This window comes from Candidatus Jettenia sp. AMX1 (assembly GCF_030263775.1).
In the GTDB taxonomy this organism is placed as follows: domain Bacteria; phylum Planctomycetota; class Brocadiia; order Brocadiales; family Brocadiaceae; genus Jettenia; species Jettenia caeni.
Genome location: NZ_SZPP01000015.1, coordinates 41,920 through 67,438, shown reverse-complemented (window position 1 = coordinate 67,438; position 25,519 = coordinate 41,920). Strand labels below are relative to the sequence as shown.

Below are 25,519 nucleotides of genomic sequence, written 5' to 3'. Positions count from 1 at the left end.
GTACTCGCCCTTCACTTAGATACGCACTGTCAAGAACAAGAGAAATGGAGAATCCTTTCATGTTTTTCCCAATGGTTGGAGTTATAGTACTGTTATATAAAAACTTACCTTTTCATCAAATTTTTCACAACCCATTTGATTCCCCTTTGTTAAGGAGAATTTGTTTGTGGCTATGCCGCCCGGTGATTGTTTTCATACCTCTGCTTATGTGTATTGGTTGTCAGAAAACACAACAGAATACTCACTTTCAATCGGCAGTGAGCGCACATTACGTTGGCAGAGAGACATGCAAGCCGTGCCATGAGAATATCTATGCACAATATATTGGCTCCGATCATGACCTTGCAATGGATTATGCGACCGATGCGACCGTGCTCGGGGATTTCAATAATACTTCGTTCAATCATCATGATGTGACTTCGAGATTTTATGAAAGAGATGGTAAGTTTTTTGTCTTCACCGAAGGCTTTAGAGGTAAATTTCAGGAGTTTGCCATTAAATATACTTTTGGAGTGAGGCCTTTACAGCAGTATCTGATTGAGTTCTCTGATGGGCGCGTGCAGACTCTACCTCTGTGCTGGGATACGAGACCGAAAGAGCAAGGCGGCCAGCGCTGGTTTCACATCTACGGCAACGAGCGTATTCCACCAGATGATATCCTCTACTGGACACGAATTTCACAGAACTGGAACTATATGTGCGCTGAGTGCCATTCAACTAACCTGAAAAAGAACTACGATGCAGCTAAAGACCGATACAACACTACGTGGTCTGAGATTGATGTATCATGCGAGGTATGTCACGGTCCTGGTTCTCTGCACGTCGAGTGGGCGGAGGCAGAAGCAAGAGGCGAGGATACACAAGGCTATACTGACATGGGCCTGTCAATTCGTTTGAAGGATGACGAGGACGAAGAGGTAACCTGGTTATTCGATAAGAGTTTGGCTACTTATAAGCCGAGCACTTCGCGACGCAGACAAAAAGAGGTGGAGATGTGTGCCCGATGTCACAGCCGCCGGGCTATTATCAACGAGAATTATGTGCATGGAAAACCGTTGCTTGACACCCACTACCCGCAAGCGCTGGAAGATAATCTTTACTATCCGGATGGACAAATTCGTGATGAGGTTTATGAGTATGGCTCTTTCTTGCAAAGCAGGATGTATCAGGCCGGTATTGTTTGCACGGATTGTCATGATCCACACAGTACCCGTCGCCGGAAAGAGGGCAATGAATTATGCTACTCGTGTCATCAGTCCGAGAAATATGGTTCTCGTGAGCACCATTTTCATAAGATGGGTTTATCAGGTTCGCAGTGTGTCGAATGTCATATGCCGGCACGCACTTACATGGTCGTCGATATTCGCCGGGATCACAGCTTTCGTGTTCCGCGTCCTGACTTATCGAAGAAACTGGGTGTGCCGAATACCTGCAACGGTTGCCATTCGGATAGGTCAACGGAATGGGCATCAGAACATTTCGGGAAGTGGTACGGGACTCCAAAGCCGGAAAAGCACTACGGTGATATTTTTTGGGCTGCCAGCCGCTGTATTCCCGGTACCGATGTCGATCTCATTCGTTTGGCTGAAGGCAATCAACAATCGCCGATAGTACGTGCCACAGCGGTTTTCCTGTTGCGGAATTATCCTACCGAATTATCGTTAGAAACCCTTAGGAAAATGTTGCGAGATGCCAATCCGCTCATTCGTTCTGAAGCTGTTACCTCTTTGGACATCTTGCCGCCAGAGGGTCGGGTACAGTACCTGCTGCCGATGTTACAGGATCCGGTACGACTGGTGCGTACATTTGTTGCACGATCTTTAGCGCCGGTCCCGATAAATTTGCTGTCAGAGTCGGCATTAAAGCAACGCGAGACTGTCGTAAGAGAATATGAAGAAACACAGATGCTCAATGCTGATTATCCTGTGGCACACATAAATCTGGGGAATCTCTACCTCGACCGTGGCGAGTATGACCGTGCCGTAGCTTCATACAAGAAAGCCATCGAGATCGAGCCGGCCTTTATTCCCGGGTATATTAACCTTGCAGATGTTTATCGCGCTCAGAACCAGGATGAGAAAGGAAGAAATGTCTTAGAGCAAGCATTGTATCTCGCACCAAAGTCTGCGCCGATACATCACGCCATGGGCTTGTTGATGATTCGCACCGGTGAGCACAAGAAAGCCTTACACCATTTGCACAAGGCTGCAATACTTGCCCCGGAGAATACACGATACAGTTATGTTTATGGGATAGCACTGGATTCACAAAAGATGCCAGAACAGGCGATATCGGTTCTCAAGAGGACATTAAGCCATAACCCATATGATCCTGATTTGCTGGTTTCTCTAACTATGATTTATCGTGACAGAGGCGAGTTTGGACAGGCGTTAAAGTATGCTGCCAGATTAGCCAGGAACTATCCTGAGAATCAGAATTATCAACAATTGGAAAAGCATTTGATAATCTTAGCTGACCGGCAAGGAGAAAAACCTGATAGGCGAGACTAAGAGCCTATCCGAAAGTAAGGGTTGTCGTTCTGTATGAAGGTAGAGGTTTGAAACTTGTCTCTACAAAAGATGATATTGGGGTTTTCAGATAAGCTCTAAGATTTGCTCGGTAGGGGTGTATATCGATTGTACCAAAAACCTGGAAGGAGATAGCCGTCACGCCTGGCTTTAATATTGATTTAAGTGGGAAGTTTTCAGACGACTAGGTTATTATGGCACTAGAACAAATACCTGATAAAAAAGAACGCTTCAAACATTTTACTGAGCTGACGACAACAGTTATTATCGCCCTTGCGACACTGTCTTCAGCATGGTGTACCTATCAGGCTACAAAGTGGGGAGGGATTCAAATATTTCGATTGAATGAAGTGAGTGCTTTAGGACGTAGGAGTTCAGAAAAAACAGTACATGCCGGACAAATGCGTATGATAGATGGGATACTCTTTGTTGAGTATCTCAAAGCCAACAGCCGTAATCAAAAATTTCTTGCTGACTTCTTTTACCGGCGTTTCAGACCAGAAGCAAAACGGGCAACTGACGCATGGCTTGCCACCAGACCGGTCGAGAATCCTCAGGCCCCATCGCATCCTTTTATGATGGAGGAATACAGACTTGAGCCGGAACAAGAAGCAAAACAGTTGAATAAAGAATCGGTACAGAAGCATGAGGAAGCCAGACAAGCCAACCAAAATTCCGACAATTACATTATGCTTACGGTACTCTTTGCATCGGTTATGTTCTTTGGTGGTATCTCAACGCAGTTTGACACTCGCAGGTATAGAATTACGTTGATAGTTATTAGTGGAATACTCCTTTGTGCAGCCCTCGGAATGTTGTGTACGAACCCTATAGCATTTGAGTAAAGAATAGTGTCGGGTTAGCCATGTATGATGTTTTGGTTGTGATGTAAGCTGTGTAGAGACAGGTTTCAAACCTGTCTCTATGGTAAAGATTGATCACGATACTGGAGAATATTTGATTTACAAAACTTTGTCTCTGGCATATGCTATCCGGTTTCAATCGTTGATCACTATAGCTGCGGCTTGATTTGTTATTTTTCATTGCTATATTATTACACTACTATTTACAGATAGAAGGGAGGGGTTACGGGTATAAGAGTAGTACAGCTTTGTAATGCGATATTTACCGGTTTTCTCTGTACTGGCATAGCGCTGGCGGGATACGCTGCTGAAAATGTTACTACGGACGTCGGCACGCTCCATAAAGAAGCCGCCGAGAAGGCATTTCCCAGGCGGCCTTACTCACCTTACGCAGGCCGCAATTTCCCGACGCGGCCGTTTTTCGGCGATACACACCTGCATACCTCATTCTCGTTTGACGCAGGCGCATTCGGCTGCCTCCTTTCCCCGCGAAGGACGCATACCGCTTAGCCAAAGGCGATGATATCATGGCTTCCAGCGGTCAGCATGTAAAGCTGTCCCGGTCGCTTTACTGCTTTCATCGGCTACGAGTGGACATCTAACACCGGTGGGAACAACCTGCACCGCAATGTGATCTTCCGCGATAGCGGAGCAAAGGCAGGACTGGTTGAGCCTTTCATTACGATGAAACCATACGGCAGCGATAATCCCCGTGACCTGTGGAGATGGATGGCCGCTTACGAAAAGAAGACCGGCGGCGACGTGCTTGCCATTGCACACAACGGCAACCTGAGTAACGGACGCATGTTCCCGATTATTGAGTCATTTACCGGCAAGCCGATTGATTACGAGTATGCCAGGAACAGGGCACGCTGGGAGCGCCTCTACGAAGCTACACAGATCAAGGGTGACGGTGAGACGCATCCGTTTCTTTCTCCAAACGACGAGTTTGCCGACTTCGAGCGTTGGGATAAGGGAAACCTGGACCTTAGCGAACTTAAAAAGCCGGAGATGCTGGAGTTTGAGCATGCCCGTTCGGCGCTGAAAAACGGCCTTAAGATTGAGCAACAGCTCGGCATCAATCCCTATAAGTTTGGGATGATAGGTTCGACGGATGCACACACTGGACTCGCCGCGGTCGAAGAGGAGAATTTCTTTGGGAAAACGTCCAGTTCAGAACCAAGTTTGACTCGTGCTAATCATCCGTTTGTAAAGACGGAAAAGGCTACCATTATGGGTTGGGAACAGACCGCTTCCGGCTACGCCGCTGTATGGGCGACTGAAAACACCCGCGAATCGCTCTTTGACGCCATGGAGCGTCGTGAGACTTATGCCACCACCGGCCCTCGTATGATTGTGCGCTTCTTTGGCGGATGGGAATTTGATGCGAAGGATGCACAGACGCGCAATCCTGCCGTCATAGGTTACACGAAGGGTGTTCCGATGGGGGGAGACCTTAGCGCGGCGCCTTCCGGCAAGTCTCCAACATTTCTTGTCGCAGCACTTAAAGACCCCATCAGTGCTAATCTCGACCGCATCCAGATTATCAAGGGTTGGCTTGATGCGAAAGGGAAAGTACAGGAGAAAGTATACGACGTGGTGTGGAGCGATACCGGCAAGCGCAAAACGGATCCTGAAACAGGAAAGATTCCACCGGTGGGAAATACCGTTGATGTTCAAAATGCTATCTGGACAAATACAATTGGCGATCCGGAGCTGATCACCGTATGGAAGGATCCAGACTTCAATCCAAAACATCGGGCATTCTACTATGCACGCGTGATCGAAATTCCTACACCCCGATGGACGGCGTATGATGCTAAGAGATTTGGTATTGAACTATCAAAGGAAGTCCCCATGACCACTCAGGAAAGGGCATATACATCACCTATTTGGTATACGCCAGGGAAATAATGCCAATGAACAATAACCTGGAAGGAGCAGATGCCCTCGAAAGGGGGCGTCCGCTTTCACAAACACCACACGTGATGAGCGAGGTTAATAATTGTCGTGGTACTACTTCAAAACTACTGCTCATGATTTTCCGTTTGTTGCGTGAACCTTTGGTTCATTTCCTGATACTCGGTGCTGTACTTTTTTGTATCTCCATTATGGTTAACCAGGACGATAATAAGGAGAAAGAAGATGCCCCGGTTGTCATAACACACGGGCGCATCCGGCAACTGCGTGAAACGTTTACGGCGCAGAGGGGGCGCTCACCTACGGAGGAAGAACTGCATGAAATCGTCGAAGATTATATTCGGGAGGAAATCCTTTACCGTGAAGCCATGCATCTGGGGCTGGATCGTGACGATACTATCATACGGCGTCGGCTTGCCCAGAAGATGCAGTTTTTATACGAAGACCTGCTGACAGTAAAAGATCCAACAGACACTGAGTTGCAGCACTATTTCACAGCGCAGGCCGACTGCTATCGTCAGCCGGACCTCGTTAGCTTTGCTCATATCTATTTTAGCACAGACCGTTGTGGTGTTGTTGAGGCAGAGAAGACTGCACAGGCATTGCTGACCGATTTACGGAAAGAATTAATTTCTTTTGAGCCGCCTGATCTCGGTGACCCTTTTCTCCTGCAGCACGATTACTAGCAGTATTCCGAACAGGAAGTTGCAGAACTTTTTGGGAATGACTTTGCCAGAGCAGTGTTTTCTCTGAAGACCGGCGAGTGGGAAGGTCCTGTGCTATCCAGTTACGGCATCCATTTGGTCAGGGTTTTCGAACGACTGGAAGGCCGGATGCCATTGCTGTCAGAGGTACGCAGTGAGGCCGAGAACGATTGGCGGTATGCACGGCGTCAGGAGGCAAACGCCGCGGCATATCAACGCCTTCGTGAACGGTACGAGGTAGTATTTGAAAAGGAGGAATCTGTACCGTGAAGGACAAAAGGCTCTTTATTTTTATCCTTTGTGTTCAAATCTCTTTTTTGTCTTTTTGGAGTTTTTTGGTAACCTTCCGACTGGAAGCTCATGAGGTACGGCCTGCATACCTTCAACTGACCGAACGGCAGCCAGGCCGGTATGCTGTGCTTTGGAAGGTACCTGCGCGCGGAGATATGGTGCTGCACCTGGAGCCGGAGCTGCCGGTTCAATGCAAAATGGTCGGCGTGCCTCAGAGAGAATTTACAACTGGCGCCAGGGTTATGCGCTGGACTATAGACTGCAGCCCACAAGGACTTACGAATGGCACTATTTCTATTCATGGACTTTGCAAAACGATGACGGACGTCCTGGTACAAATAGAGCATCTGGACGGGTCATCTCAAACAGCGCTCCTACAGCCTGAGTCACCCTCGTTTGACCTGAACGCTGAGGCGCTTGCATCTATTCCTGTAGCGGGTTACTTAAAGCTCGGTGTGGAACATATCCTCTTTGGAATCGACCACTTACTCTTTATTCTTGGATTAATTCTTATCGTAGGCCGGCGGTGGGGGCTCCTTGTCAAGACTATTACTGCTTTTACTGCTGCTCACAGCATTACCCTTGCACTGGCAATGCTTAACGTAGTATACGGGTACCTCAGGCCCCGGTAGAAGCGGTTATTGCATTGAGCATTATGTTTGTCGCCGCAGAGGTGCTCCACATACGTCAAGGGAGGTACGGTCTGGCAATGCGTTCACCCTGGATTGTTGCTTTTATCTTTGGTCTGCTCCACGGGTTTGGATTTGCAGGCGCCCTGTCAGAGATTGGTCTGCCTCAGGATTCAGTTGCGCTAGCACTGCTTTTCTTCAACCTTGGAGTCGAAATCGGTCAGCTCTTATTCGTTATTACTATAAAATTGATAATAAAAGTATTGAAGCAAATCCCTGTGAATTGGCCAACATGGACTGAACCTGTACCATCGTATATGATCGGTGGGTTAGCAGCCTTCTGGACGATTCAGCGTGTTGTGTCTTTTCTGTAACGATAAAGAAAGGAAATATGATAAATTCGACTGTAAATATGTCAATGAAGCTTTGATTTATCCTTTGTGAACTACAACCTGCAATTTTTTGGGGAAGACTAAAATTTTTTATTCTCTATTTGGTTCTGATACTCCTGCTTCTTGAAACGTGGCCATTTCATTTAATAACTTTATACTTGCTTCTATCAGATTTATACCTAATGCAGCACCGGTCCCTTCGCCTAACCTTAGATTTAAATCCAGGAGAGGGATTTTGTCCAGTAATTTTAACATAAGCTTATGCCCCTTTTCTGCGGATATATGGGAAGCAATGAGATGCCCCTTTACCTTTGGTTCGATTGCATGGGCAATCAGAGCGCCGGCTGTTGAAATAAAACCATCCAGAACTATGGGAATACGGTGCCGCGCTGCGCCTAAACATAAACCAGCAATACCTCCAATCTCGTAACCACCTACCTTTGCTAATACATCTATTGGATCGTGGGGATCTGGTTGATTTATATCAATTGCTTTTTTTATTATGCGAATTTTTCTTTGTAAGGCTTCTTCGTCTAATCCTGTCCCACGTCCGGTAACTGTTTCTACGTCCAGTTTGCCTAAAACGGCGAGAATGGCGCTACTCGGTGTAGTATTAGCAATCCCCATATCTCCTGTACCGACAATATCCAGTCCATTTTTCAGCTCTTCTTCAACCAGCTCAATACCAACCTCAAGAGCTTGAATAGCTTCATCCCTGGACATAGCAGGACCTATTGTTATATTTTTCGTGCCTAAGCCTACCTTCTTTATCCTCAGATCTTGTTCCTGGCATTGGTTAGAGAACTGATTTTTATTCAGGTGTGTGGCAACTCCGCAATCAACCACAACCACCTTTGCGCCAACATGACGTGCAAGGACATTTATAGCTGCGCCTGCATCCATGAAGTTTTGAACCATTTGTCTTGTAACCTGCTGAGGAAAGGCACTCACACCTTCTTCCGCGACCCCGTGGTCTCCTGCCATCGTAAATATCGTTTTGTGTTTTATTGTGCAATTTACACTGCCTCTGATAGAGATATAAACTGTTGCTAATTCTTCCAACCTTCCTAAACTACCGATGGGAATGGCAAGTCTCTTAAATTTTGTTTTAATATCACCGCAGGGGTCTGTCACAACCTCTTGTATATGTTCCGTAGTATGTTTTAATAATTTCATATTATTAATAGGTATAAGTATTGCAATATGCTGCGAGTTTTACTATAGTATGTAAACTTTAAAAGGGAACAAAATTTTAATATATCTTAATCATATAATTCAAGCAAATTAAGTATGAAAGATTTTGTATACCAATTAGAAGAAGCCTTGTTAAAAAGAGGCATGAAAAAAGAGCAGTTAGATACTGCAAAAGAGCTTCAGAAGAAGGAATGTATTCAACTTGAGGAAGCGATTGTCAAACTTGGATATCTAACGTATCCGGAAATAATTCAGCACCTTGCTGTACTCTATGATATGCCGGTAATTGATCTGGATAAAATCAGCATTTTACCAGAAGTCATTGATTCATTGCCGGTACATCTTATCAAAAAGCATACGATTATACCCATATCAAAAAATAACGGCACTATTACCATTGCCGTAAGCAGTCCGCCTAGCCTTGGATTTATCGATAACCTGCGCTTTATGCTTAACGCAGACATCAAATGTGTATTTGCCACACCGGAGAATATAAAGAAGATTATTCATAAATATTACGAGCTTGAGCCTACGGAAACCGTTGACACCTTATTAAAAGAGCTTAAGACTCCAAAGTCCTCTCTCCGGGAAATAGCCGTTGAAGAGGGTGAAGATTCTTACGGTGAGGCAAAGGCTATAGAAGATGAAGGTCCAATTATACAACTCGTCTCATTGATCATCAACAAAGCGATTGTTTCCCGGACTAGTGATATTCACTTGGAACCCCTTTCCAATAGATTACGTATACGATATCGTGTTGATGGGGTATGCCAGGAAGCAGATGTGCTACCCAAACGGCTGCAGGACCCCATTATTTCCAGGATTAAGATACTTGCCAATATTGATATTGCTGAGAAGAGAAGGCCTCAGGATGGGCGTATCAGTCTAAAATATTCAGGCAAAGAATTTGATATCCGGGTTTCCTGCCTGCCCTCCATTTATGGAGAGAGTGTGGTTATGCGTCTTCTGGAAAAATCGGCTGCCCTGATGAACCTTCAAAATCTTGGCTTCTACGAAAACGACTATAAGCGTTTTTCCTCTGTAATTAAAAGACCAAATGGCATATTCCTGATTACCGGCCCTACAGGAAGTGGTAAAACAACTACTTTATATGCGACTATTAATGAGTTGAATAAGACAGATACAAAGATTATTACCGCAGAAGATCCTGTAGAGTATACCCTTCGCGGTGTTAATCAAAGTGAAATAAACGAGAAAATCGGGTTTGATTTTCCTACAATTTTGAGGTCTATGCTTCGTCAGGACCCGAATATTATCCTTGTGGGAGAGATCCGGGATGCTGAAACAGCGGATACTGCGGTTGCTGCTGCCTTAACAGGGCATCTTGTTTTGAGCACCCTTCATACGAATGATGCTCCTTCAGCTATCACGAGATTGATTGATATGGGGATAAAACCCTTTCTCATTGCTACTTCACTACAAGGGATAATGGCGCAGCGGCTTGTCAGGATGATCTGTACAGGTTGTAAAGAACCTGTTAAATATCACCCTGAAAAGTTATTAGAGATGGGGTATGATATAGAAACATTAAAAGATTTTTCCTTTTATAAGGGAAAAGGCTGTAAGAATTGTAATAATATTGGATATCGTGGCAGATTAGGTATTTATGAACTCTTAGATATGAATGAGACCCTGCGCGATATGACCTATCGCATGGCTGCTACTGACGAGATAAGAGAAGCTGCAAGAAATATGGGAATGACCACATTAAAGGAAGACGGATTAAGAAAAGCAAAAGATGGCAAAACGACCCTGGAAGAGGTCGTTATGGTTACAGGGATAGAAGACTAAAGGATTAAAGAACAAAAAATTTTGTAACACCGTTTTGCTTTGAAGCTTTTTATGCAGATGAAAGAAAAAACAAAAGTAAGTTTAAAGACTGAAGCAAAGAGGAAACTCTTTGGACAAATATTGAAAGATAAGGGCTTAATTACCGAAGACCAAATCCAGGAAGCTCTGATGATTCAGAGACAGAAAGGCGGCTTGCTTGGCGATATTTTAACAAGCCTTCATTACATTACGAGTGAACAGATTATGCAAGCCCTGAGCGGGTATTTGGGATTAGAGATTATAACCCTTGAAAATATGGATATATCGCCTGAAGTTATTACTATGGTGCCTGCAGCTATTGCACAATTATATCGCATTGTCCCCGTTAGCAATAAAAATGGTGTTCTTACCATTGTCCAGGCAGATGCCTTAAATTTTGAGGCCCTGGATGATTTAAGATTGCTCCTGAAACATTCTATAAAATTGATGCTTTGCCAAAAGGATGAAGTCGTCCGCGCCATAGAAAAATATTATCCGAAAAAGCATGAATCTGTTGAACAGCTATTATTGGAATTCAAAGAAGATACATCCTATAACGCATTTGTCAGGGGAGAGTATATCGATATTGAAGAGCTAAAAAAGATGGCTGCTACGACTCCGGTGAAAAAATGGGTTAATCTTATGTTTCTGAATGCTATTCTGGATAAGGCTAGCGATATACATATAGAACCATTCGAGGATGAATGCAAGATCCGGTTTCGCATTGATGGCGTGCTGTACGAAAAGATATCTCCGCCAAAACAGTTAGGAATACCTATTGCCTCACGAATAAAGCTTATATCCGGTATGGATATTTCAGAGCGGAGATTACCGCAGGATGGACGCATTCAATTAAACGTTGGGGGAACACCTATCGATTTACGTGTTTCCACACTTCCCACGAAATATGGAGAAAGCATTGTTATGCGCCTGTTGAATAAGTCTGTTATGTCTGTCAATTTAAATGTATTGGGGTTTCGCCCGGACGAGTTAAAATCGATACACCAATTATTGAATAAACCGAATGGAATAATCCTTGTTACCGGCCCGACAGGTTCCGGAAAAACAACAACTCTGTATGCGGCGCTCAGTTATTTAAATGATATTGGCACAAAAATTATTACTACTGAAGACCCTGTTGAATATGATATTGACGGACTTATTCAGGTACAGATAAACCCATCTATTGACGTAACCTTTGCGAATTGTTTGAGGGCTATTTTAAGGCAAGATCCTGATATTATCCTTGTCGGTGAAATACGGGATGAAGAAACCGCTAAAATTGCTATACAAGCCTCATTGACAGGGCATTTAGTTTTTAGTACACTGCACACCAATGATGCCCCTACTACGATAACACGCCTCATTGATATGGACATTAAGCCATATCTGATCGCTTCTACGGTAGAAGTAGTTATTAGCCAAAGATTGGTACGTAAAATATGCGTTTCATGTAAAGAAGAATATATGCCTTCCGAAGAATCTTTGATGGAATTAAACCTTACACGGGAAGATGTAAAAGAGAAGCAGTTTTTTCGGGGCAAAGGCTGCAGTAACTGTCGCAATATAGGATATAAGGGACGTATGGGAATATATGAGATTATGGTTATGAATGAAGAGATACGGCGATTAACAATCGAACAGGCACACACAAATGTAATCAGGTCGGTCGCAAAAAGAAATGGAATGAATACCTTAAGAGACAGTGGATTAACGGCAGTATACGATGGATTAACGACAATTGAGGAAGTTATGAGAGAAACAATGTTGGTATAACCGGATGATAAGGGAATTTTCATCTTTTTTCGTTCAGCAATAAATCAACACACCCCTGGCAACTTTCAAGAGGGGAAGGATACACCCCCAACCCCTTCCCAAAGAGGGGAGTATGAAAGTCCCCTCTTGGGAGGGGATTTAGGGGTGGGTAAGAGGGCATATGCATCAAGCTAAGAATAGTGTTCCATAAAAAGGGAGGTATCCCCTTGGGAAAAGAGCACGGTGTGTTCGTGTTTCCCTCTAATCCCCCCTAACCCCCCTTTAAAAAAGGGGGGAAAGAAGGATAAGTTTAGAAAAGGGGAGAAAGAAGGAAGGATTTTCTCTTGAGAGAAGTTTGCCTGATCAACAATATCAAACATTTCCCCCTTTTTTAAAGGGGGATTAGGGGGGATTATGGGTGGTTTGTTATTCTTCACCGTTTCCCTATTTTAGCTTGATGCATATGGGGTAAGAGGGTAGGTAAAAAGAAAATTTGTTGAGTTTTGTTTTGTAAAATTCAATCTACTGTAAAGGTAACACTTATGTCTATTTTTCAATACAGCGCTGTTGATAAAAAGGGACATACTATAAAAGATAAACTTGAGGCCTCTGGTTCAGATGATGCCGTTGCAAAGATACGCGCTCTCGGCTATTTTCCAACAAGCATCAAAGAGATTTCTTTTCGTCAAAAAGGAAAAGAACTGCCCGTTTCATCCGATAAAGCCTTAGAAAAACATACCAGAATATCCATCTCTTTTGGTAAGGTAAAATCGAAAGAACTTACGGTATTCACACGGCAACTTGCGACACTCCAGGATGCAGGACTTCCTATTATACGAGGGTTAAAAATACTCTCATCTCAAATGAAAAAAGGACTATTTAAAAAAACAATACTGAAGGTTATTGAGGACATTGAGGGTGGAAGTACGCTTTCCGGAGCTTTTGTAAAACATCCAAGGGTTTTTGATACGTTATACGTTAGCATTGTAAGGGCAGGTGAAGTGAGCGGTACTCTGGATATTATTTTACAGCGCTTAGCCGATTTTCGGGAAAAGATGGAGCGGCTTATCAGAAAAATAATTAGCGCTATGATTTATCCTATTGTCGTTATGGTTGTTGCAATAGGCATTCTTATAGGTCTTATGATTTTCATCGTTCCAAATTTTGCCAAAATATTTGAAGAGTTGGGTCTGGAGTTGCCAGTTCCTACTAAAATGCTTATTCTGTTCAGTACTATCTTAAAAACGCAGTGGATATGTATTCCTTCCGTACCGTTAGGAAGTTTCATTCTTTATAAATGCCTGGGGGAAATAAAAAAGATGAGGTTGCTGATAGATAAGACCAAATTTAAATTGCCAATCTTCGGTAATATTATCAATAAATCTACCATATCGAGATTTACCCGTACCCTTGCGACCCTGACGTCTAGTGGAGTACCAATCTTAGATGCCCTGAATAACGCCAAAGAATCTACCGGAAATGCAGCTATGGCTCAGGCAATCCAGCATATTCATGATAGTATCAGAGGAGGAGAGAGTATAACGAAGCCCCTGAGAGCCTCTAAAATATGTGATGAGATGGTAGTTAATATGGTGGAGGTCGGAGAGGAAACAGGAGGACTGGATGCTATGCTTAATAAGGTAGCAGATAATTATGATGATGAAGTAGACAGGGCAGTGGAGGCTATGGTTAGCTTGATAGAACCTATAATGATTGTATTTCTGGGGGGTTCAGTTGGTTTTATTGTAATCGCCATGTTTGTGCCGCTGATAAAATTAATGCAGGGTATTAGTGGTCAATAATCTGGTCTGCCAAACTACATTCAATGAGGCTGCCTTTGGCAGCAACGTATGAAAAAAAATAAAATTTCTGTAGGGCGAGGCTTTAGCCTTGCTAGGCAACTTAACAACCGGTTGGGGTCTTTCGGTGAAAACAAAGGCTTTACCCTGATAGAATTGATTATTGTTCTGTCTGTTATCGGTATTCTAACAGGTATAATACTTCCTGTTTTTCTGCATGGTGGACTTGATGAATCTGTCAGTACATTACGGAGCAGTGTATTTTCTGCAAAGACCCTTGCTATAACGAAACGAAAACCTTGCAGACTGATCTTGAATGCCGATTATTATACGAATCCTGATTTCTCACCCTGCACACTCGTTGTGGAAGACACAGAAGAGACGTTTAAAAAAAGGTATCGACTTCCGCGGTATATAAGATTTTGGCAATATAATGCTACAGATTTTACCAGTGGGACAAAAACTATTTACTTCGAGCCTCATGGTATTTCTCATAACGTGGCCGGTAATAACGTCCCACAAGATACTATTATTACATTAAAAGATGTAAAAACGGGACTAATAACTACCCGGACAATTATTGGTAACACTTGTCAGATGAAAAAATAACAATCGATTTTACATATGTTTCCACGATCAAAAAATAAAGAACAAAAGGAACAAGGGTTTACCCTCATTGAAATCCTCGTTGCCATTTTTGTGCTGGTGATTGGCATATTTGGTGTTATGGCGCTATTTCCGGTAGGTATACATAAAACCAGTAAAATTGCGAAGACAACCCTCGGTGCCGTTTCAGCCGAGGTTCCCCTTGCTTATGCATCGTATAAGTATCCGGAGAATTCAGGAAGTCCGGATTATCATATTCAGGATATTGTAAACCTTATATCAGGGACAGATATCCCTGCCTGTTATTTTTATCCAGGTACGGGTGTTATTGCAATACCAGGTAATTCCCTGTACGGATGGAATACAGCCATTGTCCCTGTTGATATGAGTACCCCTGGCAATGGGACTGCAACGTCGATAGCAGAAACCTATCTTTTCAGGCAACAAACTGCTGTGTATAAGAATTATACAACCAATAATGGCACAGCCACCTTTACGTATAACAGTGCGATAGTATCTAACGTCTCCAATATCAATACGATTTCAGTCAATCATTTTATCGGTAATATCCAAAATCGCATCTGGTATCGTGTAGTAGCTGTTAATGAATTGGCGGGTAGTATAACAATCGGATATCCCTATGAATATGAGACTACAAGCGCTGCTTATATTTCTACAAATACTATTGTAGGTCTCTATAATACCATGCTTACTTCACATTGATATCTTGCGCAATATCCTTATATAAATATAAGCAAACGTTAAATCGCTATGAAAAAAAGACATAATGGTTTTACCTTGCTGGAGTTGTTGATCGTTATAGCACTCACGGGTGTTCTGTGGGGTGTAGCTTATACCCTGTTGTATCAGTCTAAAAAGGTATTTTCTCTATCGGAAAATAAACTGGAAATGTATCAATATGCAAGGATCGCTATAAGCGACATTTCCCGAAACCTGAAGGGGGCGATACTGAAAGATACCGTGGATTATTTTAAATCTTTTACCCCATTGGAAGCAACCGGACTTACTCCCCCGCCTAAAGACAATAGCAGTATCCTTACCTTCCTGTCACTGACGCCGAACGGCTCCTCTACGCCAGTTACCCTTCTTACCTATTACGTAAATAACGTAGACGAATTGATGCTGGCACACTATAATGATGCCTCTTATATCTATGGAAGTGTGTCGGGCTTTGATCCTCATGATGCTACATTCTATAAACTGGCGGCAAATATAAATTATTTCAACCTCGCATACGGCATTGGAAATACCTGGGTAAATGCCTGGAATAGTACTGATGGAATTACAACTGGTCGCTTGCCTGATTCGGTTAAAGTAACATTACAAATATATGGTACAGGCACCGGCGGTATGATGGAAATAGGTACTTTTACTACGGAAATCATGATTCCCTGCCGTGTGACACACTAAATTATAGCATCCAATAGATGAAATCGGACAAAATGTAGTGCATGAGTCTTTGGTTGTATGCTGGTATAGGGAATGTTACGGAATCTCTCAACATGTCATTGCGAGGGTCTTCTCCGAAGCAATCTCTTCTGAAACTTGTAAAGGATTGCTTCGGACAGTACCCTCGCAATGGCTGGCGGGGTAGTCTTTCTTCTGTTGAGGATATGTTCGGTTTCATCATTGAAATACTATAGGTCATTGGCGACTTTTTTGTATCCTGTTATCTCTTATTACGATGTAGGGCAAGGCTTTAGCCTTGTCACCCGCTTAAACACGTACACGGGGAATAGCAACCCGAAAGGGTTGCCCTGCAGAATGAAATTTGAAATAAAGTAGACTCGTATGGACAATAAAGACGATAAAAAAAATGCAGGGTATGTCATCATTGTTGTGGCAGTTATTCTGGTAGCCATTTCTCTTATGGGGATGGTATTTTTGAACATTACGAGTATCGATTTTACAGCCACCGATAATTATGTCAACAATGTTCAGGCTGAAATGGCTGCCCATGCCGGACTTGAATATGCCATGTACGTGTTACGAATGGACAAGTATGGCACGGATACTATGGTTTATAACGGTAATAATTATTGTTACATTGGTACAACAACGCTGGGTTACGATGAAAATTATGATGCGTACACGGAAGAATGGTTGGGTACGGGAACGGGCAAGATATTTTGTAATACTACGGCTGCCAGCAATGATGTTGATAATAATGGAGATGGCGTCCTGGATTCTCAATGGATAGATGCCCCTTTTTCCTTAGATAAAAAGGTAAAGGCACAATACGCCATTCTCATCGAGGATACCGGAGAATCGCGGATTAATGTCAATGTGACGGGGAATATTGTAGGGGCAACGGGAGCATTTCTCTACGGTACAGGTGCAACTACCTATGATATAAGATTACAAGATATTCTTACTGACAGCATAGCAAAAGATATCATCGGAACGAGCACTGGCCGGTGTGGTACCGATGGTGTACCGGGTAATACAGGGACAATAGCAGCTCAGTTACAAGCTCGTAATCCCATGGGTGACGACCGCCCGTTTAACATGCTGGATGCTGTTGATGTATGTTTTGGGACGTATACATCGCCTGCGATTTATCAATCAAGATTACGCAATATTATTAACAATGAAACCCTTTTCCAAAATATAAGAAATAGCCTTACTATGTATTCTTTCGATAATATTATAACTCCAACTGGTACCCTTAGCGCTTTACAGATGGGAAGTAATTATTACCGTCTGAATATCAATACTGCATCCGTTGCCGACATTTCTACACAATTGAAGCATTGTGTGTTTGGTACAGATACCTTAACGGCAGATCAGATTGCAACCCATATTAAAGATTATAGAGATGCGGATGATAGTATCACAGTCTATAATGACAGATATGGCTTAGAGGCCCACCCGTTTATCAATGAACTTTATTATGCCACTGCTACAGCATACCATAGAGTTGAACTCGTAAATCCATTTAATCGCAGTATTGATATTGGAGGCTGGAATCTTATCGTTAACAGGGGAGGGACGGTTACCGTATACACGTTAGGCGCTGCAACAATAAGCGCAGCGCCTTCTGCATCAAATCCTGTATACTATGTTTTAGGTGATAATGCATCAGCCACCCTTACAACAAACCTTATGGTAAGTAGTCCTGGTCCTCTCAATATTTATGACTATGATAGCGATGGTATTCCGATAGAAGTTACTGTTACCCTGAAAGAGTCCACGCATAATGTTATCGTAGATCAGGCGTATCCAAGCGCCTATATTAATACCGTTAGTATCCTTGGTCTTATTGATGCTCTTATACAAAAGGTGCTGGCATGTGGAGTTCCGCCTGAAAGCGGCCTTTTAACGAAATTGTATAATGCAAGAGGCGATTTGGCGGAAACACCGCCTGATTGTGACGCTGCTGAACCTAATCTGAATTCCTTTATTCATATGGTTGATGGTTTGAAAGGGAGCAAAAGTCCAGCATGGAAGGAATGTATTAATATCAATGGCGATGAATTTATGAGCCGTGCACAATATATTATCGATACCTGTGCGAATCCACCTTCGGCAAGGGCGTCCATTGGTCAAAGAAAAATTCCGATCATAGAACGTTCCGATAACTGGTCAGGTTCACCTGCGAACAAAACAATAGGTACTAACAATATAAATTTTACCAATACTCGTCAACTGATAATTGCTAACAAGGACTTTATTTCGCCTGGCGAGTTAGGTTCTCTGCTAACGGTGGGTTATAATACTAATTACTCTTACACGATGGATGCATCGTACGCTACATCCACGAATTATGTTGATAATGCAAAGATAAATCTTTTCGGAGGTACCTATACTACTGTTCAGGAGTATTTTACCATAGCAGACCCAAGAGATGATACTATTGACGATGACGCCGATGGCGCTATTGGTACCGATACCGGTAACCAGACTGGTGATATTGATGGTCCTGAAATTCAGGTACCTGGCCGTATCAATATCAACACTGCGCTATCTGGTGTATTAGCAGCCTTACCGGGTACCAGCACAAATACTTCTATGGGCACGTGGAGTGCATTAATCCAGTCTGAAATGGGATATTCCCTGATAAACAACATCATAAATGCGCGTCCGTTTAGTACTGTTGGACAGATAACAAGTGTTACCGGGATGGATTATTTTTCGAACGATAATATGGATAATGACGATGATGGATTTGTTGATGACAAGGATGAAAAAGACCTTATATTTACCTCCATTTCAAATCTTCTTACCACCCACACCAATGTATTTACTGTGTACGTTACCGCTCGCATTGTTAATGCTGATGTATCTCAGACATTGGCTGAAAAAAAGTTAGTGGCAATTGTTGATCGGTCTGTTACCCCTGTTAAAATACGGTATTTCCGATGGATGACTGAATGGTGATACAACGATTGGAATTTCGGTAGTTACAAATTTTAAGTAAGTATGAATTTTGTTTACTTCTGGCTTGTCCGGATTGGGAGGTGTTTTTGTGATTATTTATTCTGGTAAAAAAATACAGGTTCGAAAGGATGAGATTATCTTAGACGATGGGAGAAAGGCAATGAGGGAAACCGTAGAGCATCCGGGTTCAGCCGCTATTATCCCTTTTATTTCGGAACATGAAATTCTTCTTATCCAGCAATACAGACATGCCATCAAAGAGACAATTTACGAGATTCCTGCCGGTACCCTTGATAAGGGTGAGACCTTTTATACGTGTGCGGAGCGTGAATTAGAAGAAGAGACAGGCTATAGAGCCGGTATACTAGAGCCGCTTATAATTCTCTATCCCTCTCCGGGCATTCTCGGTGAAACTATGCATCTCTTTAAAGCAACAAAGCTCACAAAAACTCAAACGAATTATCAGGTGGATGAATCAATTAAGGGTATTGTACAAGTTAAATTGAGTGAGGCATTCGATATGATAAGGAAAGGCATACTACGGGATGCGAAAACGGTATGTAGTATCTTGATGTGTAAATAGATTTCTCATGTAATTTATGATAATGCTAGTACAGCATCATGGTAATTTTTAGCACTACTACAGATTCAAGAGCGATGAGTATTTCCTTACCAGTGAGAAATTATTTGCTTTTCTAGATAGGGTCTATATGTACAAAGGCCTTATGAATACCCTCAATACTCTCAACTGCTCTTTGTACATTTTTCCCAATATCATGTGCTTGGGTCAGTGTTAGATGCTGATCTAAGGATATGTGAATTTCAACATGAATATAATGTCCTACATAATGTGCACGGACATCATGGATTTCAATAACACCGGAAACGGCTTCAGATTTTCTTTTTATTTCTTCCATAATATTCGGTTCAGGCTGCTTACCCATAAGGTAATCAATATTTTGCACACCAATCTTATATCCTGCGTAAATAATCCAAAAACTAATAAGGATTGCAGAGATATCATCCATTTGCGGATATCCAAAAAATCCGCAGATGACTCCCACCATAGCGGCAAGAGACACATATACATCATTCCTGCTATCAATAGAACTTGCCATGAGGGCAGGGCTATTGATATCATGACTTATCTTTTTGAAATATTGAGACATGACAAATTTCATACCTATTGATATAACGAGCACGACAATCGTATAAGAGCCGATTTTATGTTCATGTGCTTTTACCATATTAAACGTAGATGTATGTAACATCTCGAAGCCCAGGATACCGGCAAAGATCGCAACAATCAAACCCGCGATAGGCTCTGCCCGGTGATGACCAAACGGATGTCCTTCATCCGCCTGTTTCGAAGAAGTCTTTACAGCAAAGAAAATAATTACTGAAGAAATGACATCAGTAACCGAATTCACGGCATCAGAAATAACCGCCAAACTGTTCGACATGAGACCAGCTGTAATCTTAATAGCGAATAGAAAGGCGTTACAAGCGATCATAATAATAGTTGCATTACGGCCTTTATTGTTCATATCTGATGTATGGTAAAAATAAAATCTATAAAGGGATATAAAAAATACAAAGAAATCTTGTAATATTTACAAAATTTAACCATGAAATACCACTAAATAATTTTTATTGTTGTCTTAGTATATCTTTAAATTTATTTGATTTTATATATTAGAACTACTTCTCCGAAAGCCTGTTTGAAAATGGTATAACGCTTGCATTCTCTTTCTTGATCTTTAGGAAGTAGGGGTACGTTGCCACGTGTCCTAAGGGAACTGATATCTACGGTAAGTGAATGAGAGTTCCAAAAGACATAATTTCATATTGAGGAATTTCAAAGTCTAGAGTAAATGATATTCGGAGACATATTCGAAGGTTGGTTCAATCGTCCCCGATTGAACCGAAACAGTTATTTGGTTGTATCTTTCCACACGAGCTCACATGCTCGATTTCAGTTCAAACGTATGGTTCAATCGAGGACGATTGAACCAGCGAAATTGCTGCCGAAGGCAGCCTAACTTACTTAATGTATAGGAATTTCAAATTGCCAGTTCCTTCCCCTTGATGGGGGAGGTTAGGTGGGGGTGAACAAGCAAGCAGGTCACCCTCACCTTAGTTCCTCCCATCAAGGGAGGGAAAAATTTGTAGGTAAGTTGCCGAAGGCTTAACTTAAAAATAAATTGTGATTATTTGAGAAATTTTTAGAGAATTATCACAGATGAGAATATTTATTCGATTTGTAATACTTATAGTATGCATTATCATGACGATTGTTGGTGCGATCTTTCTGGAAATACTCCTTGATCTTACGGGTCTGGAATCCATAAAACACCTTATCGGGACGATTGGCTCCATCCTTATAATAATATCAATCGTTTACTCTTTAAGGAAAAGAAAGTTTATTTTTAAATCAGGCAAATTAAAACAGTGGCTCATTATCCATGAGTGGATGACTATTGCTGGAACAAGTCTTGTCTTTGTTCACGGTGGATTCCATGGACATGCTGTTGTTCCACTCTTAACAACAGGTGTTATGTTTGTAACGATGGTAAGCGGACTTGTCGGTAGATATCTCTATTTGTATGTATGCGAGGAACTCTCGTCGAGAAAAAAAGAGCCGGAAGAAAAAAGATTTCCCAAAGAGGAAATCGAGGATACTATCTCATTCCTTGTTATTACCCATAGAGCCATGAGGCACTGGCGTACAATCCATATCCCTATCGTCTTTGTTTTAGCCATGATGGTGACATTTCATGTTTTATCTGCCCTATATTATGATGGGTTTTGGCAATAATTTGATGACAAACGGGTATACCTGCGAATTTAATTTCTTAACAAAAAATCTTTATTAGGTTTTATCATATGAAAAAAACCATAACAGTTGTTTTGCTTACCACGATGGTGATAATCATTCTTATTTGGGCTGTAGGCTTAAGATTTCCAACTCATATATACTCCCCTGATGATCTCCATAAAGATCATCAGGGTATTCAAGACTGCCGACAATGTCATATCCCTTTTAAAGGTGCAGCCTCAGGTTTATGCATGACCAGTGATTGCCATACCATTGATAGATTATCGCAACTTTCAAATAAACTATTATCCGACCTACATATCTCCTATGCCAGGCAAGATTGTCTGCATTGCCATACCGAACATAAAGGAATTGCAGGAAAGATTACGAAGCCTTTTGATCACAAGACGATTGATGTGAGCATATTACATGAATGTTTTGCCTGTCATACTGTAGATTATCAAAAGGCCCATCCGGGTAAATATAACACGGATTGCAATATGTGTCACATTTCAACTACGGGATGGAAAATTATTTCGTTTAACCATAATACTATTTTAGGTAAAACGGCCTGTACAACGTGTCATTCCATGCCGAAGGATGAAAAACATAAAAAATTTCCAGAAACCTGTGAGACCTGCCATACAACAAAGAATTGGAGAGAGATCCTTTTTAACCATGATGCACTTGATTCGATGCAAGTCTGCATAGAATGCCATAAAAAACCTTCAGATAACCTCCATGCCACTATCTCTGAAGACTGTAGGGTATGCCACTCAACAAAAAAATGGAAACCTGCAAACTTCGACCACGATACATATTTTCCTCTTACAGGAGATCATTGTGTCTCATGTAATATCTGTCATCAAAGCGGTAATTATCAGCAATATACCTGTTTAAATTGCCACGAGCACAATACTTCTCACATACGCCATGAGCATGAAGAGCACGGTATATACGATTATGGGAACTGTTTAAGATGCCATAAAATGACGGTTGATGGGAAGAGTTATGGGAATCCTGCCGCTGAGGCTTATGATGATGAAGGGGATGAGGGAGAAGATGATTAAATGAGTGATGGAAATAAAAATTTCAGATCTCATCTCTCATTACCCATTAGCTGGCAGTTTTAATGTCTGAATATAGATAATTTATGTCTACTTTCCGCACCTATTTACAGGTCTTTATTTATTAATAAGTTACAAAACTGTAAATTTGGCAGCTAAAAAATTAAGTTGCGTAATATCAATAACTTATGACTTTTAAGTGCGGAATGTGGGTTTATGTATGATTCCGATAATTTCAATAATTGCCAGTTACAGATGAAAAACCCTAAATTTAATTAGGTAAAGTACTTATACTTTAGATGAAACATAACTTGTTATCTGGCGTTCCATTTGCTGTATCATAGGTTGACATTCTTAACTAAATTATCATGATAAAATAAAAGGAAGTGATTATGATCACTGAAAAAATATCTAAAGTATTTTATTCTTAATGTATCCTTGAATAGCTTTCATAATCATTATCATTTGCTATGTTATAGTATCCAAAGAATGAAACTAAACATAGTATCAACTGAAGAAAGACTACCCTGCCTGTCATTGCGAGGGTTTTTTCCGAAGCAATCCCAAAGGCAGAGATTGCAGAGCCTGTTCCGAGCGTATCAGCGAGGAATCTCCTGTCGCTGATATGCTATCTCTACAGTTTATAGCATAAGGATTATAATGCAGGTGAGGTGAAACTTGTGAAAAGTTTTGCAAGCTAATAGCAATCTGATATTTCATAGAGGAGAAGAATAATGAATTATCTCTTACAATTCAGAGTTAAATCTGTAGGATTTCTTACTCTCGTTGTCTCTTTTACCGGACTAATTTGGTTCACGGGTTGTACAATACACACGGAGATGGTAGCTACTCCTCATAAAGAAACAATTCCAGAGTCGGCTGCAGCAACAATGAAGATTGAGCGGGGAATTACGGACGAATCCTTAAGGTGTATAGTATGCCATGAAGAGCGAGGCGTAACTCACGGCTGGATTGCCGATTGGGAGGCCAGCGCACATGCCAGGAATGGTGTGGGATGTGAGGCATGTCATATTAACCCTGAGGGAGAACCGGTGGTAAAAGAAGCTGTTGAACTAGAGTATCTCCACACCGACGGAAGCAATTGTGAGGATAAGAGGGTACATCTCCGGGTCATTGCTGGCAACTGTGGGGAATGTCATACCAAACAGTACAAAGAATTCATAAAGAGCCGCCATTCCATTGGATGGGAGAGGATGTTAGCGTATGGTCACGATACGGGGCTTTCCAAAGATATCCGTTTAGCCAGGTGCGAACAGTGCCATAATATTCAATTTAAATGTGATTCGTGCCACACAAGACATACCTTCAGTGCCCTTGAGGCAAAAACTCCCGAGGTCTGCCGGACGTGTCATACGGGGCAGGACCACCCGCATTATGATATGTACATTTCTTCCAAACATGGGACCGTATATACTGCAACCCAAACCAATATATTAAAAGAATCTCAATCAATCAAGGCATTACGTGCGCCAGTGTGTATTACCTGTCATATGCCCGAGGGCAATCATGATATCAGTTTTGGGCTTGCCTATGCACCGGTAGGAGACGGCTTATCTTATAGTAACCGGGAAGGTATTCCTGTCGGCAAAAACAAGTTAACGAAAAGACGCAGTGATATGTTGTCTGTTTGCAATACCTGTCATTCACCGGGTTTTGCTGAGAAAACATTAACGAAGGCTGACGTCGTTCATGAGAAGGTAAATGCCGTTATGGATGAGGCAAAGAATACTATTCTTGAATTGGAAAAAGAAGGCCTTATCTATTTATCGAATATTAAGAATGCCAAGATGATTGATACCACATCTCCTGTTCATGCCCTTATTCTTGGGTCTCCGCAATTATATGGTGGATCAAGAATAGAGCGTTTATTTCTCGATATAATTTGTAACGCCGTTGTTGCCTCGAAAGGGGCATACCACGTGAATCCCAATTATACATACCTGTATGGACTTGCAGAGATGCAAAAAGGTATGAGTGATATGAAAGAAGAGGCAAAGAACCTACGGGAAGAAGCAGAATTCAAGAGAAAGATGGGCAGTAAATTGAGATAAATGCCGAAGAGGGGAGTCGAACCCCTACCGTGTTGCCACGACTAGACCCTGAATCTTTTTTTGATAGTTTTCTGTATCTCCGGCGTTTGCGCATACTTAGAATATAACTTCCATTAGTTATAGGGTTTACAAACTATTCTTAATGAAAATAACTGTGTATAACATACCATAAAAAGGTTAAAAATCTATTGTAATCTGCCACAAATTTGACACAATAAATTTTACTAACTGTAAATGATTGTTGGATTCGCTCCGCTTAATCCAACCTACGGGACTTATGATGAAAAATAAGCTTCATGAATCTATTGACAACTTTATATCAATATGATAGTGTTGTAATATGACTATTATTACCATACCAAAGATCCTTCAAGAGAAGCTTACTCCGGAAGGGGCTGAGGCACTCGCTCATGTACTTGAGAAAATCGAGGTACGAAGTGAATCCCACACCCTTCAAATGGCTGAAGAACGCCTTGAAAAGCGCCTCGCCGTAGAAACCTCCACGCTAAAAGAAGAAATTGCCAAGGTGGATAAACGTATTGAATCGGTTAAGGCTGAACTGATTAAGTGGATGTTTATCTTCTGGATCGGACAGATCGGGGCACTTTTCGCCATCCTCTTTGCCTTCTTTAAGAAGTAATTCATTTTCA

The 25,519-nt window shown here is 41.9% G+C and carries 19 protein-coding genes and 2 pseudogenes; 19 read left to right on the top strand and 2 right to left on the bottom strand.

What is annotated here, in order from left to right:
• Positions 1–164 precede the first annotated feature (164 nt).
• From FBQ94_RS05810 to FBQ94_RS05780, 7 genes and pseudogenes are all read left to right on the top strand, one after another.
• A complete protein-coding gene (locus tag FBQ94_RS05810; RefSeq protein ID WP_051006185.1) occupies positions 165–2,510 on the top strand; it encodes a tetratricopeptide repeat protein in 2,346 nt (781 codons plus the stop codon).
• A gap of 212 nt (positions 2,511–2,722) precedes the next feature.
• Positions 2,723–3,373 (top strand): hypothetical protein, encoded by a 651-nt coding sequence (locus FBQ94_RS05805; RefSeq protein ID WP_007222143.1) that lies wholly within the window; start codon positions 2,723–2,725, stop codon positions 3,371–3,373.
• A 303-nt stretch (positions 3,374–3,676) separates the two neighbouring features.
• Positions 3,677–5,305: pseudogene (locus FBQ94_RS05800) on the top strand (DUF3604 domain-containing protein).
• Positions 5,284–5,997 carry a hypothetical protein gene (locus tag FBQ94_RS05795; protein WP_285442041.1) on the top strand — a complete coding sequence of 238 codons (714 nt, stop codon included), beginning with the start codon at positions 5,284–5,286 and terminating at the stop codon, positions 5,995–5,997. The pseudogene FBQ94_RS05800 and the gene FBQ94_RS05795 overlap by 22 nt, the downstream one beginning before the upstream one ends.
• Positions 5,998–6,024: 27 nt before the next feature.
• Positions 6,025–6,285 (top strand): annotated as a pseudogene (locus FBQ94_RS05790) (peptidylprolyl isomerase); the annotation flags it as partial.
• The gene (locus tag FBQ94_RS05785) at positions 6,282–6,938 is read left to right on the top strand and encodes a HupE/UreJ family protein (RefSeq protein WP_007222146.1); all 657 of its coding nucleotides are present in this window, start codon (positions 6,282–6,284) and stop codon (positions 6,936–6,938) included. The pseudogene FBQ94_RS05790 and the gene FBQ94_RS05785, both read left to right, overlap by 4 nt.
• A gap of 23 nt (positions 6,939–6,961) precedes the next feature.
• Positions 6,962–7,309, top strand: coding sequence for a HupE/UreJ family protein (locus tag FBQ94_RS05780; RefSeq protein WP_285442040.1), 348 nt, complete (start codon positions 6,962–6,964; stop codon positions 7,307–7,309).
• A 108-nt stretch (positions 7,310–7,417) separates the two neighbouring features.
• Here FBQ94_RS05780 and cobT read toward each other — a convergent pair whose 3' ends face one another.
• Positions 7,418–8,503, bottom strand: a complete 1,086-nt coding sequence (gene cobT / locus FBQ94_RS05775) for a nicotinate-nucleotide--dimethylbenzimidazole phosphoribosyltransferase (protein ID WP_007222148.1) — start codon at positions 8,501–8,503, stop codon at positions 7,418–7,420.
• A gap of 114 nt (positions 8,504–8,617) precedes the next feature.
• On the opposite strand from cobT, the gene FBQ94_RS05770 reads away from it, so the two are divergent.
• The 8 genes from FBQ94_RS05770 to FBQ94_RS05735 all read left to right on the top strand — a co-directional run bounded on the left by FBQ94_RS05770 (position 8,618) and on the right by FBQ94_RS05735 (position 19,495).
• A complete protein-coding gene (locus FBQ94_RS05770; RefSeq protein ID WP_007222149.1) occupies positions 8,618–10,333 on the top strand; it encodes a GspE/PulE family protein in 1,716 nt (571 codons plus the stop codon).
• Between the two features lie 51 nt (positions 10,334–10,384).
• A complete protein-coding gene (locus FBQ94_RS05765) occupies positions 10,385–12,127 on the top strand; it encodes a GspE/PulE family protein (RefSeq protein WP_007222150.1) in 1,743 nt (580 codons plus the stop codon).
• Positions 12,128–12,648: 521 nt separating this feature from the next.
• Complete coding sequence (locus FBQ94_RS05760; protein ID WP_007222152.1) at positions 12,649–13,908, top strand: type II secretion system F family protein; 1,260 nt, start codon at positions 12,649–12,651, stop codon at positions 13,906–13,908.
• 48 nt (positions 13,909–13,956) lie between these two features.
• Positions 13,957–14,514, top strand: coding sequence for a pilus assembly FimT family protein (locus tag FBQ94_RS05755; protein ID WP_007222153.1), 558 nt, complete (start codon positions 13,957–13,959; stop codon positions 14,512–14,514).
• Positions 14,515–14,529: 15 nt separating this feature from the next.
• A complete protein-coding gene (locus FBQ94_RS05750) occupies positions 14,530–15,234 on the top strand; it encodes a prepilin-type N-terminal cleavage/methylation domain-containing protein (protein WP_007222154.1) in 705 nt (234 codons plus the stop codon).
• Positions 15,235–15,282: 48 nt separating this feature from the next.
• On the top strand, positions 15,283–15,942 hold the full coding sequence (locus FBQ94_RS05745) for a PilW family protein (RefSeq protein WP_007222155.1): 660 nt from the start codon (positions 15,283–15,285) through the stop codon (positions 15,940–15,942).
• A 381-nt stretch (positions 15,943–16,323) separates the two neighbouring features.
• A complete protein-coding gene (locus FBQ94_RS05740) occupies positions 16,324–18,912 on the top strand; it encodes a ComEA family DNA-binding protein (protein ID WP_007222157.1) in 2,589 nt (862 codons plus the stop codon).
• An 88-nt stretch (positions 18,913–19,000) separates the two neighbouring features.
• Positions 19,001–19,495: an NUDIX hydrolase gene (locus FBQ94_RS05735; RefSeq protein WP_007222158.1), complete on the top strand. Its 495-nt coding sequence runs from the start codon at positions 19,001–19,003 to the stop codon at positions 19,493–19,495.
• A 112-nt stretch (positions 19,496–19,607) separates the two neighbouring features.
• Here the strand turns inward: FBQ94_RS05735 and FBQ94_RS05730 are convergent, their stop codons facing one another.
• Positions 19,608–20,459: a cation diffusion facilitator family transporter gene (locus FBQ94_RS05730; RefSeq protein ID WP_040543742.1), complete on the bottom strand. Its 852-nt coding sequence runs from the start codon at positions 20,457–20,459 to the stop codon at positions 19,608–19,610.
• A gap of 695 nt (positions 20,460–21,154) precedes the next feature.
• On the opposite strand from FBQ94_RS05730, the gene FBQ94_RS05725 reads away from it, so the two are divergent.
• The 4 genes from FBQ94_RS05725 (at position 21,155) to FBQ94_RS05710 (ending at position 25,509) form a co-directional block, all read left to right on the top strand.
• Complete coding sequence (locus FBQ94_RS05725) at positions 21,155–21,730, top strand: hypothetical protein (protein ID WP_007222160.1); 576 nt, start codon at positions 21,155–21,157, stop codon at positions 21,728–21,730.
• A gap of 68 nt (positions 21,731–21,798) precedes the next feature.
• The gene (locus FBQ94_RS05720) at positions 21,799–22,800 is read left to right on the top strand and encodes a cytochrome c3 family protein (RefSeq protein WP_007222161.1); all 1,002 of its coding nucleotides are present in this window, start codon (positions 21,799–21,801) and stop codon (positions 22,798–22,800) included.
• A gap of 731 nt (positions 22,801–23,531) precedes the next feature.
• On the top strand, positions 23,532–24,869 hold the full coding sequence (locus FBQ94_RS05715) for a multiheme c-type cytochrome (RefSeq protein ID WP_007222162.1): 1,338 nt from the start codon (positions 23,532–23,534) through the stop codon (positions 24,867–24,869).
• A 340-nt stretch (positions 24,870–25,209) separates the two neighbouring features.
• Positions 25,210–25,509, top strand: a complete 300-nt coding sequence (locus tag FBQ94_RS05710; RefSeq protein ID WP_007222163.1) for an LA_3696 family protein — start codon at positions 25,210–25,212, stop codon at positions 25,507–25,509.
• Positions 25,510–25,519: the final 10 nt, after the last annotated feature.